Origin of the sequence: Micromonospora sp. NPDC049257, from assembly GCF_040678915.1 — a bacterium.
In the GTDB taxonomy this organism is placed as follows: Bacteria; Actinomycetota; Actinomycetes; order Mycobacteriales; family Micromonosporaceae; genus Micromonospora; species Micromonospora antibiotica.
Window position 1 is genome coordinate 93,050 of sequence record NZ_JBFAQU010000006.1, and the last position, 17,468, is coordinate 110,517.

Genomic DNA, 17,468 nt, shown 5'->3' on the forward strand with positions numbered 1-17,468 from the left:
GCAGGCGGTGGTTCGGGTGCTTTGCCGGCTATCGCCCCTGTGGCTGTGCCGCCATTGTGGCGGCACAGCCACAGGGGGGCAGCGCGTCGTCGCGTCGGCGGGTGCCCGAGCGCCCGGCCGGCCGGGGTGGCGGCGCGGCGTGGTGGGGGCGCGGTTGCGGTGCGGTCGCGGGAAGCGGTGGGGGCGGGAAGCGGTGGGGGTGCGGGAACGGCTCAGGGGAGGGGGAACGGGGTGCTGATGCCGTCCAGCGCGTGCCCGCAGGGGCAGTCGCGGTCGGCGGGCAGGGCGGCCACCGCGTCCAGCAGTACGCCCCGCAACCGGTCGGTGTTCTCCCCGAAGACCCGGAAGACCTCCTCCTGGGTGACCGAGTCGCCCGCCTCCACCCCGGCGTCCAGGTCGGTGACCAGCGCGATGGAGGTGTAGCAGAGGGCGAGTTCGCGGGCGAGCACGGCCTCCGGGTGGCCGGTCATGTTGACCACCGTGCCACCCATCGAGGCGTACCAGCGGGATTCCGCACGGGTGGAGAAGCGGGGCCCCTCGACCACCACCACCGTGCCGCCGTCCACCGCCGGCACGTCCCGCCCGGCCGCCGCGCCGAGCAGGGTACGCCGCCCCACCGGGCAGTACGGGTCACCGAACGCGACGTGCACCGCGCCCTGGTCGTAGTAGGTCTGCACCCGGCCGCTGGTGCGGTCGATCAGCTGGTCGGGCACCACGAAGGTGCCGGGGCCCAGCTCGGGGCGGAGCCCGCCGACGGCACACGGGGCGAGGACCTGGCGGACCCCGAGGGACCGCAGCGCCCACAGGTTCGCCCGGTACGGGATCAGGTGCGGTGGGTGGCGGTGGTCACGCCCGTGCCGGGGCAGGAAGGCCACCGGTCGACCGCCCACCGACGCGATCGTGACCACGTCCGAAGGGGCGCCGTACGGGGTCTCCACCTGGTGTTCTGTCGCGTCGTCGAGCAGCGCGTACAGCCCTGAACCACCGATCACCGCGATGTCCGCCGTCGGACCCATCGATCCTCCCTCGACCGCCTTCGATCACCTGTCGGTCAGACCTTAGCCACCGCACCGGGTGCAGGCTATGGTGCCAGACATGGCGGTGACAGCACGGATGGTCGGTGGTGCCCGGTTGTCGGACCCGGTGCGCGGCTGACGATGTCCGAGATGCAGGGGGAGGGACCGGCGATCAGCGGTCGTGCCGTGGAGTCGATGACCGGGCGGCTGCTGGTCGCGACACCGGCGCTCAAGGACCCGAACTTCGATCGTACGGTGGTGCTGTTGGTCGCCCACGAGGCCAACGGCGCGCTCGGGGTGGTGCTCAACCGGGCCACCGAGGTCGCCGTCGCGGACGTCCTCGGTGAGTGGAGCGACCTCGCCCGCCACCCGGCGGTGCTCTTCGAGGGCGGCCCGGTGCAGCCGGAGTCGGCGATCTGCCTGGCCCGGATGCGGCACCCGATGCGGCGGTTGAAGGGTTTCCAGCCGATCTCCGGCGCGGTGGGCACCGTCGACCTGTCGGCCGACCCGGAGCGGATGCGGGACAGCATCGGCGGCATCCGGGTCTTCGCCGGCTACTCCGGTTGGGGCTCCGGGCAGTTGGAGCAGGAGATCGAGGATGGGTCCTGGTTCGTGCTCGACGCGCTGCCCGGCGACGCCTTCGTCGACCGTCCGGACGACCTCTGGCCGATGGTGCTGCGCAGGCAGGGCGGCATGATGGCGGCGGTCGCGCACTTCCCGCCGGACGTGGCGTTGAACTGATCCGTCGGGCGCTCCCGGGGCCGGTCCGGGGGGTACCCCCGTGAGATGACCATGCCGGGCGTCGTGTGTATAGTTCTCTCCGTGCCCGGGCGACCGGGACGACCGCAAGGGGCCGTGGCGCAGCTGGTAGCGCACCACACTGGCAGTGTGGGGGTCAGGGGTTCGAGTCCCCTCGGCTCCACCCTTGAAGTGTCAGGTCAGCGACCTGGTCGAGTGATCATCGACCGGGTCGCTGATTCGTTTCCGCCCGCCGTCCGGCGGGTTCTCACCTCAGCCTCGCACGGCACACCCTGCCGGGCGCGTGGACACCGGGCAGCCGGGTCGTCGGCGATCGGTCACCGTTCCCGACCGGGGCCGGTCGCTACGTGTCGTCCTCGTCCGCATGGCTACGGATCACGGCTACCGGACAGGGGGAGCTGACCACGCACCGGGTCGACACCGAACCCATCAGAAGTCCCTTCCACCCCCCGTACCCGCGCGATCCGACGACCACCAGATCCGCGTCGTCGGCGGCCTCCAGCAGCGCCGGGGCGGGGGAACCTTCGACCAGCCGGATCTCGACGTCGGTACGCATGGCATCGACTGCGCCGCGTCGCATGCTGTCCTGCAGCGTCTCCGCCGCCTGGACGGCGATCTCGTCGACAGCCTCCTCCCGGAGGCCCCCCGGACCTCCGGCGAATCCGAGGTAGGGCCGGGACCAGGCATGTACGACCTGCAACGAAGCATGACGCCGGCGGGCCTCGTCATCGGCGAACCGCAGTGCACGTACCGACTGGGGTGATCCGTCGACCCCGACGACCACGCGTCCCGCTTCGGGCCTCGGCTCCGGCGCGGGGACGACGATCACCGTGCCGGTCGCGTACTGGACGCAGCCCTGGCTGACGGAGCCGAACAGCGAACCGGTGGTGCTGCCGTGTCCGCGTGAACCCACGACAAGGACGGAATCGCCGCCCGCCGCCCGGGTCAGTTCCCTGACGGGGTGGCCGTAGACGACATGCGAGGTCGTCGCGACGTCCGCCGCGCCTTCTCGTGCGATCACCGCATCCACGCTGGACGTGACGTCCCGAAGGAGACCGGCCCGGAGGTCGGCCACGGAGTGCAGGGCCGCGATCCGCTCGACCTCCAGGGGTGCGCCGCTCGGTTGCCAGACGTTGATCGCCCGTACGGGCAGATCCCGTATGCGGCCTTCCGTGAGCGCCCAGACCAGTGCGCGGTCGGATCCCATCGAACCGTCGACGCCAACCACCATGCTGGTAAGAGGCACGCGTACCGCCTTCGATCGGTAGTCGACTTCGGGGGAGAGGCTGGTCGTGGCCGGGCCCGGACAGGTGACCGTCTGCGGTTCCCTCGGCAGTCGCGCTTGAGGGACAGTATCTCGATCCGCAGCCCTCGACGTAACCCGATCTATGATCCGCGAGGAGCGTGCTTCGGGCCGGAGCCGCAGCGAGGTGGCACTATCGTGAGATTCAGGGCCGGCAGCCCGCGCCGTACGAACCGGTCCGCCCGGAGGGAAGCTCACGTGTCTTCAGACGTACCACCCGCCCCGGAGGTCGTGATGCCCGCGGCGTTCCTGGGCCACGGCAACCCGATGAACGCTCTCGAGGTCAACCGGTACACCTCGGCGTGGAAAGCCTTCGGCGCCGCGGTGCCGCGTCCACGCGCGATCCTGGTGGTGAGTGCTCACTGGTACATCAATGCCACGGCCGTCACCGCGATGCCCCGGCCGAGGACCATTCACGACTTCTACGGGTTCCCCCGGGAGTTGTTCGAGGTGCAGTACCCGGCTCCAGGGCTGCCCGAACTGGCCGAGGAGGTCAGTGACGTCGTCCATCCGACCTGGGTCGGGGCCGACGTCGACAGCTGGGGCATCGACCATGGCACCTGGTCGGTGCTGATGCACGCCTTTCCTGAGGCGACGATTCCCGTCGTCCAGCTCAGCATCAACGCGGACAAGTCGTTTGACTACCACCTTCAACTGGGTGCCAGGCTCGCTCCACTGCGCCGGCGTGGTGTGCTGATCGTGGCGAGCGGCAACGTGGTGCACAACCTGGGTGGCATGGACTGGGCGCTGACTGACGACGGGTTCGACTGGGCGCGGCGCTTCGACGAGGACGCCACCTCCCGGATGCTGACCGACCCGGGCGAGTACGCGACTCTCGACGCCCACGGGGACTTCCGCCGGGCGGTGCCGACGCCTGATCACTTCATTCCCGCGTTGTACCTCGCGGGTCTCGCCGCTGCCACGGACGCGCCTGACACCGGAATTCTTGTGGACGGTTACGCCTACGGCTCGTTGTCGATGACCGCGTACACCCTGGGGATGTCCTGCCCGCAGTTCGACGGCCGGGGCGGATCGCCCCAGCCGCCGTCCGGCCTGCCGCCGGACGGGTCCAACATCTGAGGGAGTGCCGGCTGTACCTGGCGGCAGGCTCAGTCCAGCCGGGTCGCGGACTACGTCGTCACCTTCGCCGAGGCACGCGAGCGGGCGTTAAACTCGGCGGAATCGCTGGAGTTGATCCGGCGGATCGCCAGGAGATGACGTGATGACCGCTCTCCCCACCCCCGATCGTGGCTGGTTCAAGTCCTCCCGCAGCGCGAACAACGCGGCCTGCGTCGAGGTGCGGTTCGTCGATGGCGCGGTGGACGTCCGCGACACCAAGGACCGCACCGGCCCGGTGCTCGCCTTCGACGGCCGCTCCTGGGCCAGCTTCCTGACCGGCCTCAAGGCCGACACCACGAGCTGACCTGCACCCTGAACCCGGAAGTTACCCCTGCGGCGTTGGCGGCCAGATCCGTTCTGGCCGCAGCCCCGCTCCGGCGGATCGACCGTTCTGGGCGGTAGGGCAGGCGCGCTCTTCTCGTCGGCCTGGTCGCGCTGTAACCCTGCGGCTCAGATGGACGCCGGGAAGTTGGCCTTGGCCGCGCGGCCCACCAGAGCAGTGAGGGCGGCATCCATCCCGGCTCCGACGAGGCCCCCCGCGATCGGGATGCCCTTGGCCAGGGTGATGGCCGAACGCTGCGTGCCGTACTTGGCGAGAAGCATGAAGCCGACCCGTTCGTTGATCTTCCGAATGGCGGTCATCGGGATCGCCCTGATCATCTGAGCGGTCAACTTCGCCCCGACCTTGACTCCCGCCCCTTGGAGCGAGCCTGCCAGCGTTCCACCTGCGGTGGTGAGAACGATGAAGGTCTGGAATTGCGGGTCCGAGATGTCGTAACCCCGCAGGTACGCGATCGACCCGACGAGTCGCGCGTTGATCACCAGTGACCCGGCGATGTTCGCGGGGAGGGTGACGGGCATGGCCACGAAACCGCCCAGACCGGTGACGAACCCGTTCGTCGACGCCGCAGCCACCGACTCCTTGATCAGTCGATCGATCACCCGCTCGATCGCCGCTTCGCTCGCGTTGTCACGCAGGGGCGCCCCGTCGGAGTCGACGATCGAGCAGGCCGGGAGGGCCTTGCCGAGGCGGGCCTCCGCGTAGGGGATCGACCCGGTGATCGGGCCGACGCCATCCTGGATGACCTTCACGGTCAGGTTCTGGAAGTGGCGGGCTATCGCGTTGGAAGGACCCTCGCTGTGCTCGTCCGCGTCCATCGTTGCTCCGTTCCTGGCCCTACAGATCAGCCGGCCGGTGACCAGGTGCGGGGTCGCACCGGTGCAGGCGTCGACCGCCGGACGTACGTATGATCCAGATAGGAGATACCAGATCGTCGGTTCGATCGGCTAACTGACAGACCCGGTGCGACGCGGCCTGCCGGTACACGTGCCGAGGGGAGGGATCCTCCGGGATCCCTCCCCTCAGTGCTGGGCCGTCACGACCTGATCAGGGTCACCTGCACCGTCTCACCCGGGCTCTGCCCGGCCGCGTTGGCGAACCCGACGGTGAACGCCACGTCCAGCCGACCGGTCCTGACCAGCGTCTGCCGGTACGCGGGCGCGACCGTCACGGTCACCGTCACCGTGTTGGCCTTGGCCACCTGCCGGCTGACCGCGTTGACCTTCTCACCGGTGAGGGTGAGGGTGCCGGCCGTGTTGACCGTCGCGGTGAGCGTCGCCGTACCCGAGGTGGGGTCGGCCTGCACCGACCCGATCCGTACGGTCGGTGCCGGGGTCGCCGGATCCACCGTGCCGACGACCGGCTTGGACAGCGTCGACTGCCCGGACGAGTCGACGACCATCGCCTGGAACCTGACCTGCTTGCCGGCGTCCTTCGCCGCCGGTGTCCAGTCGAACAGGTAGGGGGCGGTGGTGCTGGTGCCGACCAGGGTGCCGTTGACGAACAGGCTCGTCGAGGCGATGGCGAAGTCGTCGGTGCCCCGGATCAGCGGGTGCACCGTCGACCCGACCTGGAACACCGCCCCGCGTCCCGGGTCGGCCAGCTCGGCTGAGGGTGCGGCGTCGGCGACCCGACCCACCGTGGTCGGCACCGCCGGTGGCGGGGTCGGTCGGCGCTTGGTGACGGTGACCGTGGCGCTGCCGGTGCCGTCCACGCCGGAGATCGCCTCGATGCCGGTGGCCGGGACCGCCGGACCGCCCGGCACCGGCTGCCCGCTGCCGAGGTAGCTGCCGGTCAGCGCGAACGGTGCGCCCTCGCGTACCGCGGTGTTGTCGGCGTTGGCGTTGTAGACGGCGAAGCCGTTGCCGGTGAGGACGTTGCGGGTGCCGGTGAGCGCCCCGGCCGTCTCGGTGCCGGCGTCGGTCAGCAGGATGCCGTACGACCGCGACGGCGCGGGCGCGAAGTAGTTCCCGGTGATCCGGCTGGTGTTGACGAAACCGTCCGTCCCGCTGGTGTACGCGATGCCGGTCTGCGGGAACCGGCTGTTCGGCTCGCCGGTGACCACGGTGTCGGTCACGTACCCGTGCTGGCGGATGCCGGAGCGGACGGTGGTCTCGGGGGTGCCGTCGCGGCCCCGCGCGCCGTCGAAGAGGATGCCCCCGGACTGGTAGCCGCTGACCACGCTGCCGGTGACGGTCAGCTCGCTCTCGACGGTGCCGGTGCCCGCCCCCCGGATGATGCCGGTCTTGACGATGCCCCAGCCGTGCGGGTGCGCGACGAGTTCCTCGTCGGTGGTCGCGACCCGCAGCGGGCCGACGACGCTGTCGGCGACCCGGCCGGCCGCGCCGAAGAACGCGATACCCGCCTCGGCCCAGACGTCGCCGGAGGTGACCGTCACGCCGGAGAGGTCGAGGAACATCTCGTTGGTGTCGGTCGAGCCGAGCGACTGCCGGGACACGGTGATCACGTTGCCGCCGCCGTCACGCAGGTACGGCTGGTCGCCGGCCAGGTTGCCCAGCGACGGGTCCGGCTTGATGGTGACCTTGTCCGCGCCGGCCCCCTTGATCTTCAGGGGCTTGGTGATGGTCAGGCCGTTGCGGGCACCGGTCTGCACCGGGTTGGACGCGTGGTTCACCGGTGTCGACGACTCCTGGTAGACACCCGCGCAGACCACGATGGTGTCCCACGGCGACGCGAAGTCGACGGCCCGCTGGATCGAGGTGAAGTCCGCCGTCGGGCACTGCTTGCGGTCGTCGTCGACAGTCCAGGTGGTGTTGCCCTGCGGGTTGGCCACCGGGTCGACGAGCGCGACGGTGCCCGGGGTGTTGTCGTAACCGGCGAGGTAGGTCGCCGGGTCGGGGCCGCCGAGGGCGGACGGGCCGTGACCCGCGCCGTCGGCCCGGTCGCCGTCCGACAGGAGCCGCGCCCCCGCGTCGGATTCCTGGAAGCGTACGTCGGCCAGCTCGATCGAGCCGGACTTCGGCAGGTCGCCCACCCCGAACCGGAGTTCCAGCTTCGCCAGCGCGCCGACGTCGACGCCCTGCGCCGCGAACTCGGCCAGCGGGACCCGGATCTGGTCCAGGACGATGTGGGTGTTCGGGGTGTTCGTGCCGGTCGACATGTGCAGGGCGTTGCCCCAGCGGGGGTCACCGGCGTCTACGGTCCCCTCGTGACCGGCGGCGTCGCGCAGCGCGATCACGAACCGCTGGGTCGTCGAGGCCGGGTCGTACGACGTGGGTTTCTCGTTGGGCCACACCGGGTTCGTCGGGGTGCCGTTGACGGTGGTGTCCCGGGTGTTGTCGCCCCGGTTGTCGGCCCCCGGGTTGCGGGTGTCGAAGAAGTTGACGGCGGCGCTCATGGCCAGCGCCTTCAGGTGCCGTACGTCGGCGGACGCGGCCGGGATCGCGGCGGTCAGGGACGCGGTCGAGCCCGGCTCCCAGGCGAGGGTGAGCTGTCGGCCGTAGGAGTGGTTGATCGGGCTGTTCTCCCGGGTGCCGTTCTGCCCGCCGAGCGCGCCCGCCGTCGGCAGCGGGCAGGGCTTGGCGGCGGTCGGCAACCCGGTCTTCCCGAGCTGCGCCGGGGCGAAGTCCTGCGGCTCCGGGTTGCACCAGTCGTACCCGCCGAGGGTGCTCGCCGGTTTCGGGGTGACCCCGGCGGCCTGCGCGTACGGGTCGGCGAAGCCGGTGCCGGTCAGGGTGCCGCCGAGGGCGTTGCGGGTGAGCGGGTTGTTCACCTCGGGCCGGATCACGTCCACCCGTTCCTGCGGTGCGGCGAAGTAGCTGGTGTTGACCCGCTCGTTGCATCCGATCGCCGTGCCGGACGGGCTGGTCGGGCAGGCCGACGCGGGGACCTGCAACCCGCCGGGGGTGTTCGCCAGCTCGCCGGTCAGGTAGGGCTGGAACGCGCCCTCGCCGCCGACGTACCGCCTGAAGAACGCCGCCATCGTCGCCAGCCCCAGCTTCTCCTGGTCGCCCATCCGGGCCGGATCGCCGGAGAACTTGGTGTTCACGGCCGGGTTCAGCGGGTCGGAGTTGTCGATGGCGTAGTTCAGGTCGGGGTCGGTGTAGCTGGCCGCGCCGCTGAGCCGCAGGTTGTGCGGGTGGATGTTGTTCGTCGCGAACGGCGCCGAGTTGCCGCAGGCCGCGTCGTTGTTGGCCTGGCCGTCCGCGCCGCCGTCGGCGTACCAGACGGTGTTGTACCAGTTGTGGATCGCCCCGAGGTGCTCCACCTGGATCCGGGGGAACGGGTCGCCCGGGTTGACGTACTGGCTGCGTTCGAACAGCCGCGCGCCCTGCAGGTTGGACACGTCACCGTCGCACATCGGCAGGATCGACAGGTACGGCATCCCGTACGGGGCCTTGCGCTCGTAGTCCACCGGGGCGAGCGAGATCACCCCACGCAGCGGGTAGCGCGGCCCGTCGGTGCGGATGCGGTTGTAGTCGATGAAGCTGGAGACCGCGTCACCACCGCGCGAGTGGCCCATCAGGCCGATGCGGGTCAGGTCGAGGCGGCCGGCGAGGGTGGTGCCGACGGTGGTGTGCGCGTCGACCGGCAGCCCACCGGGGCGGTTCGCCGCGCTCAGCGCGTCCAGGGTGGCGGCGATGAGCATCCGGCGGCTGTGCATGCCCTTGCCCTTGTTGCCGTCCTGCCGCATCATCAGCTGGTCCTGGGACACCGAGAAGGTGGTGTAACCCCAGGTAGCGAGGTTCTCCGCGAGGTAGCCGTAGCCGTTCTCGTTGTGCTTGAACTGGGCGCAGGTGAGCTGGGCGGTGTCCTGGCCCGAGTCGCACGAACCGTGGTTGCCGTGCACCAGCACGAGCACCGGCGACGGCGCGGTGCGTCGGGTGAAGTCCGGTGTGTAAAGCTGGCCCCGGATCTCGATCCGCTCCGGGGCCTGCGCGGTCCCGGCCGTCGGGTCGGCGCCTGAGGAGTTCGGTTCCTGGATGCTGGCGAGGCCGAACTTGGCCTCCTGGACGGCCTGGTGGCCGAAAGGGCCACGGGCCGTCGGGTCGGGCAGGTCGGTCGTGGACGCCGGGGGCGGTGCGACCACGGTGGGTGACGCCGCGGCGGCCGGTGCCGCCAGCGCCAGCGGGGCGGTCATCGCGACGATCACCGGGAGGAGTACGCGCATGCTCCTCGATGTTCGTACCGTCAAAGGATTCTCCTCGGAGCGAGTTGAGCGTTCAACGATCGCGAACGCTAACCAGCCCCCGTTTCTCCGAGGTTTCCGTTGACAGCCGTTTTCCGGCTGATCGAATACTGTCCTACCAGGGGAAATGCGCCATCGGCGGTGATCGGGCGGATGATCGGACGGATGCTGGAATTGCGGATGGCCGCCGCCAATCAGGCCACCCGCTCATCCCGGTCACGTCGGGTCAGCGCACCTGGAACCGGTCGTCGGCGGCGAGGGCCGCGAGTCGATCCACCGTGAACGGCAGCGCGGCCAGTTCCGGTTGCCCGTCGCCGAGCCGCCGCGACTGCGCCACGAAGACCACCACCCCGTCCGGATGCCGGTACGCCGCCCACTGGTCGAACCGGTCGTCGTCGCCGGGGCGGACCACCACGCCGACCTGCGCCGCCCCGACGGTCACCACCTCGCAGTCGCCCGGCATGCCCCAGAACTGCCGGGCCAGCGGGCACGGCTCGGTCGGCAGTTGGTTACCGGCACTGTGCACCTCGACGAGCAACCGGCCCATCCGTTGCCCCTGCTGCAGGGTGAGCGAGGACGTGTAGCTCCACACCTCGACGCCGTCCACCCTGTCGGCGAACTGTGCCTGGTGGTCGCGCAGCAGTGGCTGGCCGGCCGGGGGGTTCGCCGGGTCCGCCGGCACGGTGTAGCCGGCCGGCACCACCGCGACGAGGTCGTCGAGCAGCCGGGCCGCCTGGTCGTACCAGGTGCCGGCCCGGGCCGTCCGGTCCTCCTGGGGCCGACCGTCCGGCCCGGTCGGCCAGGCCGGTTTGGTGTCGTGCACCGACGGCGGCGGGACGGGGCCGACGCCCGGGGTGAACCCGTCGGAGCCGGGTGCGCCGACGGCCCCGATGGCCCCGACCCCGACCACCGCCAGCAGCGCCGCCGTCAACCCGACGCCGGCCCAGGTGGCACGACGGCGTACCCGGGCCCGGCGGCCGGAACGCAGCGCGGCGTCCACACTCAACGACGGCGGCCGGGTGGCGACCGGGTCTCCGGTGACTCGGGGGGCGTCGGCCGGTCGGTCTGCTCGTCGCCCACCCGTTCCCGCCGCCACCAGCCGCGCCGCCGTTCGTCGAGGAACGTCCGGACCAGGATCTGGCGTACGTAGGCGTCCAGCACCTCGTGCCGGGACACCCGGTTCCAGACCAGGTAGAGCTTCGTGAACGCGGTCTGCACCAGGTCCTCCGCCCGGTGCCAGTCGCCGCAGAGCAGGTACGCGGTGCCGCGCATCGCCTCCGACCGCGCCGCGAAGTACGCCGCGAACGCCGTGTCGCGATCACCCATCCAGGCCTCCGATCACCGATTCGAGATAGTCACGCGGTGTCCTGGGCCGTGGGTTGCCTGGGCGGGCGGAAAACGTGTGCCGGCAGTCCGGTGGTGGCCCGCCCGCGCCGTCGCCGGGCCCACCTGACGCCGCTGCCCGGCCGGTGCGTCACCGGGCCGGGCAGCGGGTGGGGGTCAGCGCGGGGTGCGTCGGGTCTTCGGCAGGTCGAACTGGTCGGCGGCCTTGCAGTCCTTCTGCCCGCCGATCGCGCGGGGGCCCAGCCGGTCCAGCTCCGCACGGGCCCGACTGCGGCCCAGGTTCCAGGCGTACCACGGGTCGGGCTCGGCGAGGTCGTCGTCGATCCAGCTCAGCGTGCAGCGGCGGACCCGGTCCGGCAGGTTGGCCAGGGCGGGGGTGGCGTCGGCGGAGAGCGCCCGCAGGTACCAGGCGTCGATCTTGCCGGTCTGTTCGTAGCGGGCGATGTTGCGGCGGGCCGCGTAGTCCTCCGGGTTGAGCACGGCCAGGCTGAGCAGCATCACCACGGCCAGCCCGACGGTGACGCCGGGGATCCACCGGCCCCGCCACCGCACCCCCGCCACCAGGATCATCAGGAAGACCGCGCCGAGCAGCAGCTCGAAGGCCATCACGAAGATCCGCTCACCGGTGAAGCTGTAGACCTTCTGGTAGGTGTACATCCGGGACAGTGCCGACACCACGATCACCACGCTGAGCGCGCTGATCAGTCCGAGCAGGACCCGCAGCAGGACCCGTTCGACCCTGGTCTCCCGGCGGGCCCACCGGCTGACCCCGCCCAGTACCGCCACGGTCAGCAGCGTGACCACGGTCAGCTGCCAGAACCCGCTGCGGGCGTACTCGGCGTAGCTCAGGCCGGCGGTGCGCAGGACGTGCCGCTGCCCGCCGAAGAGCACGGTGAACTGCACCGCGACGAAGCCGACGAAGAGCAGGGTCAGGGCGGCGATGGCCGGCGCCCACTCCAGGGTCCCCCAGTGACGTCGACCCTCCCGGTCGACCGTCGACAGGTCCGGCGGGGCGGCCAGGGTGTAGGTGGCGGCGACCGCGATCAGCCCACCCACCACGGCCAGGAAGAGCCAGCGGAACACCGTACCGGCGTTGATCTCGGGCACGATCGCGCCGAGGACCTGGTCGAAGGCGGCGTCGGCGGAGGAGAGCAGCAGCCCGAAGACGAGCAGCACCACGGCGGTGGCGGCGACCGATCCGACGACCCGGGGCACCAGCTGGCCGGAGCCGGTGGTGCTCACGTGCCGGCGTACCCAGGGCAGCCCGCGCAGCGCCGCGAACGGGGCCGCGACCAGGCTGAACAGGATCGAACGGACCTGTCTTCCGCCCACGATGGCCAACGTCGCACAGCCCAGCGCCCCGAGCACGCAGAAGGTCACCAACCACCAGGCGTTGCGGAAGGCCAGCACGGCCAGCAACGCCAACGCGCCCGCCGCCCAGCCACCCCGGATCAGACGATCGGTGCGGGTCAGCGTCCCGGTGCTGCGGCGGACGGCGGCGACCACCCCGACGGTCAGGATCAACCAGCCGAGGAACCAGCCGATGCCGGTGCGGCTCAGGGGCACGAAGAACGCCACGCCCAACGCCCCGGCCAGAACCCCCGCCGGCACCGCCCACCCGGTGGCGGGCCGGGGGCCGGGCCACCGGGTGCTGAGGAACGACGGCGGGGGTGAGGTCGGGTGCCAGCCCGTCGGTGGGCCACCCCAGTGCGGAGCCGGCCGCCCACCGGCCGCCGGCCCGGGCGTCCCGGGCCAACCGGGCCCCGCCGTCGCCGTCCCGCCGGTGCCGGGTGTCGCAGGCTGCCCGACCCCGGGTCGGTCGGGCCCGGGGGTCGCCGTCCCGCCGGTGCGGGGCGTCGCGGGCTGGCCGGCCGCGCCCGGCGTCGCCGTGCCGCCGCCGGCCGTCGCGGGTTGGCCGGCCCCGGACGGCGTGGGCCCGCTGGTGGCGGGTGTCGCGGGTTGGCCGGTGCCGGACGGCGTGGGCCCGCTGGTGGCGGGCGTCGCGGGTTGGCCGGTGCCGGGCTGCGGGTCGCCCACCGTCGAGGTCGGTGGGGTCGGAGCGCCATCGGCCGTGGTGCCATCGGCCGTGGTGGCGGCGGTTGGAGTGCTGCCGGTCGGGGTGGCGGCGGTGCGTGGTGCCGGGACGGTCACCGACCTGGCCTGCTCGCCGACCACCGACCCACCGGACGCAGTCGCCGCCGACACACCGGGAGCCGACACACCGGGAGCCGACACACCGGGAGCCGGCCCACCGGCCGGTTGGTCGCCGGGCGGCGCGGTGGGGTTGCCGTCTGCGTGGTCGGCCGGCGCGACGGCGGGCGGGACCGCGACCGGAGTGACGTCGCCTGCCGGCACCAGCGGCAGGAAGATGGCGTACCCGAGGGTGCCGTCCGGGATCTGGACGGGGATGGCCCACCCGGGCTCACCCTCCCGACCGGGCCACCTGATGGCCGGGGGCATCCCCGCCACGGTGGGCATGGTCAGCAGATGGGGCACCCCGTCGGCGGGCGGGGACCCGGGCGGCGGTGGGCTGCCCCCCGGGGAGTCTTTCGTCGGCTCCGGCTCGGACACGGTGTGCTCCTTGATGCGGGAAGTGCGGTCACTGTAGAGCGAACCGGTCTCCGTCGCGGCCCCGCCGCCGGCACGACGCGTCGGATCGTCGAACCTTTGCCCGCCCGCATCCGTACCAAGGGCGGGAGGTCGACCAGATGACCGTACGCCGAACGTTCGCCGCGCTCGCGGTCGTGGCGGTGACCGTGCTGCTCCCGGCGGCTCCCGCCGCCGCGCACGGCGCTCCGACCAGCCCGCTGAGCCGTTCGGCGGCCTGTGGCCCGGAGGGGCCGCACGTCTCCACGCCGGCCTGCCTGGCCGCGGTGTCGGCGGGCGCGGCGCTGCGCGAGTGGGACAACATCCGGGTGTACGGCGTGGCCGGCCGGGACCGGGAACGCATCCCGGACGGTGAGCTGTGCAGCGGCGGGCTCTCCGCCTACCGGGGGTTGGACCTGGCCCGGGCCGACTGGCCGGCGACGGAGCTGACCGCCGGGGCGAGGTACACGTTCCGTTACCGGGGCACGATCCCGCACAAGGGCACCTTCCGGCTCTACACCACCCGCTCCGGGTACGACCCGCGGACGCCGTTGCGCTGGGCCGACCTCGACACGATCCCGTTCCTGTCGGTGACCGACCCGCCGTTGCGGGACGGGTCGTACCAGATCCCGGGGCGGTTGCCCGCCGGGTTGACCGGCCGGCACCTGATCTACACGGTGTGGCAGAACTCCGACACCCCGGACACCTACTATTCCTGCTCGGACGTGCTGTTCCGATCGGCGGGCAGGGTGCTCGCGGCCACCCCGACGGACACCGCCCCGACCCCGTCGTCGACCGCTGCGGCGACCGGTGCCGACCCTGACCCGGTGGCCCCCACCGACGCCACGTCGGACGTCGACGGGTCCGGCGGCGCGGGGGAGGAGGCCGGCGTGCCGGTGGCGTCGGTGACCCAGGTCGGGGGCGGCAACCTGCGGCTGGTCGTGGGCGCGGCGGTGGTGGTGACCGTACTGCTGGTGGCGGCGGTGGCGACCCGGCTACGTCGACCGGCTCCCGTGCCGCCCGGCCGGCCGTGTGGCGTCCGCAACCACCGTGCCGGCCGCCGCCGCATCTGGTGAGCCCGCCGTGCGGGCCACCCGGGCCCGCATGATCCACGCAACGTCGCCCAAGTAGCGGTATCCCCAGGCAGGGATACCGCTACTTGGGCCGACGCGCCTCGTCCGGGCATCCGCGGCGGTCCCGCCGCGACGTCCGTCTCTACCCCGTCACCACGGTCGCCCCCGGCCTCGCCCGGCGGTCATCCCCCGGCGGGTCAGGGGAGGAGATGATCGATTTCGGTCAGCTCGTCGGGGGTGAGGTCGAGATGGCGTACGGCGGCGATGTTGCCCTCCAGTTGGGCCACGCTGCTCGCCCCGATGATCACGCTGGTCATCCGGGGGTCACGCAGCGCCCAGGCGAGCGCGAGCTGGGCCAACGTCTGCCCCCGCCGCCCGGCGATCCCGGCGAGGCCCCGGATCGTGGCCAGCTTCTCCTCGGTCACGTCGTTCTCGTCGAGGAAGACGCTGGTGCGCACCCGGGAGTCGGCGGGGATGCCGTCGAGGTAGCGGTCGGTGAGCAGCCCCTGGGCCAGCGGACTGTAGGCGATGCAGCCCGCACCGACCTCGGCCAGCGTGTCGAGCAACCCGTCGGCCTCGGTCCACCGGTTGAACATCGAGTACGACGGTTGGTTGATCAGCAGGGGCGTACCCAGGTCACGCAGGATCGCGGCGGCCCGCGTGGTCTGCTCCGAGTCGTAGTTGGAGACGCCGACGTAGCGCGCCCGACCGGACCGGACGATGGCGTCCAACGCGCCCATCGTCTCCTCCAGCGGGGTGTCCGGGTCGAAACGGTGGGAGTAGAAGATGTCGACGTGGTCCAGGCCCATCCGCCGCAGCGACTGGTCCAGCGAGGAGATCAGGTACTTGCGGGAGCCCCACTCGCCGTACGGGCCGGGCCACATCAGGTAGCCGGCCTTGCTGGACACCACCAGCTCGTCGCGGTACGGCTTCAGATCGGTGGCGAGCAGCCGCCCGAACGCCTCCTCCGCCGCGCCGGGCGGTGGGCCGTAGTTGTTGGCCAGGTCGAAGTGGGTGACGCCGAGGTCGAACGCCCGGCAGACGATGTCCCGCTGGCGGGCGAAGGGGCGGTCGGGCCCGAAGTTGTGCCACAACCCGAGCGAGATGGCGGGCAGTCGCAGGCCACTGCGCCCACTGCGGCGGTAGGTCAGCTGGTCGTAGCGGTCGTCAGCGGCGAGGTAGGTCACGCCGTCGACCCTAGCCCCGCCGCCCGGGCCCGGGCCGGCATGTCGGAAGAGCGATCCCGGTGCCGGCGGCACAGGGGGCCCGACCGCGCTAGCGTGGGTCGGGTGACTGCGCCCAACCAGGCTCTCCCGGTCCCGCCCGCCGACCTGCCGGGCACCCTCGGCGCACTGCGCGCCGCCGGACACCGGTACCAGACCGTCAAGCAGGAACTCCGCCACAACCTCCTGGCCCGGATGCGCTCCGGCGAGGACCGTTTCCCCGGCATCGTCGGCTACGACGACAGCGTGCTGCCCGAGGTCGAGCGGGCGCTGCTCGCCGGCCACGACATGGTGCTGCTCGGCGAACGCGGCCAGGGCAAGACCCGACTGATCCGCGCGCTGGTGGCGCTGCTCGACGAGTGGACCCCGGTGCTGCCCGGCTCGGTGCTCAACGAGCACCCGTTGCACCCGCTCACCCCGGCCTCCCGCGCGTCGGTCGCCGAGGCCGGCGACGACCTGCCGATCGGCTGGCTGCACCGTTCGATGCGGTACGGCGAGAAGCTGGCCACCCCGGACACCAGCGTGGGTGACCTGATCGGTGACGTCGACCCGATCCGGATCGCCCAGGGTCGTACCCTCGGTGACCCGGAGACCATCCACTTCGGTTTGGTGCCGCGCACCAACCGGGGCATCTTCGCCGTCAACGAGCTGCCCGACCTGGCCGAGCGGATCCAGGTGGCGCTGCTCAACGTGCTGGAGGAGCGGGACATCCAGGTCCGCGGCTACCAGCTGCGGCTGCCGCTGGACCTGTTCCTGGTGGCCAGCGCCAACCCGGAGGACTACACCAACCGGGGCCGGATCATCACCCCGCTCAAGGACCGGTTCGGTGCGGAGGTCCGCACCCACTACCCGGTCGACCTGGAGCTGGAGCTGGCCCTGATCCGCCAGGAGGCCGACCTGGTCGCCGAGGTGCCGGAGCACGTGCTGGAGGTGCTGGCCCGGTTCGCCCGCGCGGTGCGCGAGTCGCCGTCGGTGGACCCGCGCTCCGGCGTCTCCGCCCGGTTCGCCATCGCCGCCGCCGAGACGGTCGCCGCCGCCGCGTTGCGCCGCGCCGGCCTGCTCGCCGGCCCCGCCGGCGCGTCGGCCGCCGGCTCCGCGTCGGGTGCCGGCGACGCCACGGTACGGCCCGAGCAGCCGGTCGCCCGGGTCGGCGACGCGGTGTCGGTGACCTCGACGTTGCGCGGCAAGGTGGAGTTCGAAAGTGGCGAGGAGGGGCGGGAGATCGAGGTCCTGGCCCACCTGCTGCGGGCCGCCACCGCCGAGACGTTCCTGGCCCGGCTGGCCGGGTTGGACCTCTCCGGTTTCACCGCGCTGGTCGCCGAGGGGGCGGTCATCGAGACCGGTGAGCTGGTCTCCTCGGCGGAGCTGCTGCGCCAGGTCGGCACCGTGCCGGGGCTGGCCAAGGCGCTGGACCGGTTGGGGCTGGGCGACGCGCCCACCCCGGAGCAGGCCGCCGCCGGGGTCGAGTTCGTGCTGGAGGGGTTGCACCTGACCCGCCGGCTCGGCAAGGACGTCACCGATTCCGGTCGTACCGTCTACGGCGGTCGGAGCTGAGG

At 72.1% G+C, this 17,468-nt stretch carries 13 protein-coding genes and 1 tRNA gene; 6 read left to right on the top strand and 8 right to left on the bottom strand.

Annotation, left to right across the window (positions count from 1 at the left end; genetic code table 11):
- Positions 1–212: 212 nt before the first annotated feature.
- Entirely contained in the window at positions 213–1,016 is an 804-nt protein-coding gene (locus tag AB0K25_RS12205) for an S-methyl-5'-thioadenosine phosphorylase (protein WP_208569671.1), read from the bottom strand.
- A 150-nt stretch (positions 1,017–1,166) separates the two neighbouring features.
- On the opposite strand from AB0K25_RS12205, the gene AB0K25_RS12210 reads away from it, so the two are divergent.
- Complete coding sequence (locus AB0K25_RS12210) at positions 1,167–1,757, top strand: YqgE/AlgH family protein (RefSeq protein ID WP_208569670.1); 591 nt, start codon at positions 1,167–1,169, stop codon at positions 1,755–1,757.
- Between the two features lie 108 nt (positions 1,758–1,865).
- Positions 1,866–1,938, top strand: a tRNA-Ala gene (locus AB0K25_RS12215).
- A 180-nt stretch (positions 1,939–2,118) separates the two neighbouring features.
- Here AB0K25_RS12215 and AB0K25_RS12220 read toward each other — a convergent pair.
- Positions 2,119–3,021 (bottom strand): universal stress protein, encoded by a 903-nt coding sequence (locus tag AB0K25_RS12220; RefSeq protein ID WP_363820001.1) that lies wholly within the window; start codon positions 3,019–3,021, stop codon positions 2,119–2,121.
- A 255-nt stretch (positions 3,022–3,276) separates the two neighbouring features.
- On the opposite strand from AB0K25_RS12220, the gene ygiD reads away from it, so the two are divergent.
- Both ygiD and AB0K25_RS12230 read left to right on the top strand, forming a co-directional pair.
- Complete coding sequence (gene ygiD / locus AB0K25_RS12225) at positions 3,277–4,158, top strand: 4,5-DOPA dioxygenase extradiol (protein ID WP_308291024.1); 882 nt, start codon at positions 3,277–3,279, stop codon at positions 4,156–4,158.
- 142 nt (positions 4,159–4,300) lie between these two features.
- Positions 4,301–4,501 (top strand): DUF397 domain-containing protein, encoded by a 201-nt coding sequence (locus AB0K25_RS12230; protein WP_219467478.1) that lies wholly within the window; start codon positions 4,301–4,303, stop codon positions 4,499–4,501.
- Between the two features lie 146 nt (positions 4,502–4,647).
- Here AB0K25_RS12230 and AB0K25_RS12235 read toward each other — a convergent pair whose 3' ends face one another.
- The 5 genes from AB0K25_RS12235 to AB0K25_RS12255 form a co-directional block, all read right to left on the bottom strand.
- Positions 4,648–5,355 (bottom strand): EcsC family protein, encoded by a 708-nt coding sequence (locus AB0K25_RS12235; protein WP_357534826.1) that lies wholly within the window; start codon positions 5,353–5,355, stop codon positions 4,648–4,650.
- 218 nt (positions 5,356–5,573) lie between these two features.
- The gene (locus tag AB0K25_RS12240; protein ID WP_363820006.1) at positions 5,574–9,668 is read right to left on the bottom strand and encodes an Ig-like domain-containing protein; all 4,095 of its coding nucleotides are present in this window, start codon (positions 9,666–9,668) and stop codon (positions 5,574–5,576) included.
- 244 nt (positions 9,669–9,912) lie between these two features.
- Positions 9,913–10,686, bottom strand: a complete 774-nt coding sequence (locus tag AB0K25_RS12245; RefSeq protein WP_363820231.1) for a hypothetical protein — start codon at positions 10,684–10,686, stop codon at positions 9,913–9,915.
- 2 nt (positions 10,687–10,688) lie between these two features.
- Positions 10,689–11,012 (bottom strand): sigma factor, encoded by a 324-nt coding sequence (locus AB0K25_RS12250; protein WP_255597899.1) that lies wholly within the window; start codon positions 11,010–11,012, stop codon positions 10,689–10,691.
- Between the two features lie 174 nt (positions 11,013–11,186).
- Positions 11,187–13,601 (bottom strand): DUF4153 domain-containing protein, encoded by a 2,415-nt coding sequence (locus AB0K25_RS12255; protein ID WP_363820010.1) that lies wholly within the window; start codon positions 13,599–13,601, stop codon positions 11,187–11,189.
- A gap of 137 nt (positions 13,602–13,738) precedes the next feature.
- On the opposite strand from AB0K25_RS12255, the gene AB0K25_RS12260 reads away from it, so the two are divergent.
- Positions 13,739–14,692 (top strand): lytic polysaccharide monooxygenase, encoded by a 954-nt coding sequence (locus AB0K25_RS12260; protein ID WP_219467491.1) that lies wholly within the window; start codon positions 13,739–13,741, stop codon positions 14,690–14,692.
- Between the two features lie 194 nt (positions 14,693–14,886).
- Here AB0K25_RS12260 and AB0K25_RS12265 read toward each other — a convergent pair whose 3' ends face one another.
- The gene (locus AB0K25_RS12265; RefSeq protein WP_219467494.1) at positions 14,887–15,876 is read right to left on the bottom strand and encodes an aldo/keto reductase; all 990 of its coding nucleotides are present in this window, start codon (positions 15,874–15,876) and stop codon (positions 14,887–14,889) included.
- Positions 15,877–15,969: 93 nt separating this feature from the next.
- Between AB0K25_RS12265 and AB0K25_RS12270 the strand changes: the two genes are divergently transcribed.
- Entirely contained in the window at positions 15,970–17,466 is a 1,497-nt protein-coding gene (locus AB0K25_RS12270; protein ID WP_208569658.1) for a magnesium chelatase, read from the top strand.
- Positions 17,467–17,468: the final 2 nt, after the last annotated feature.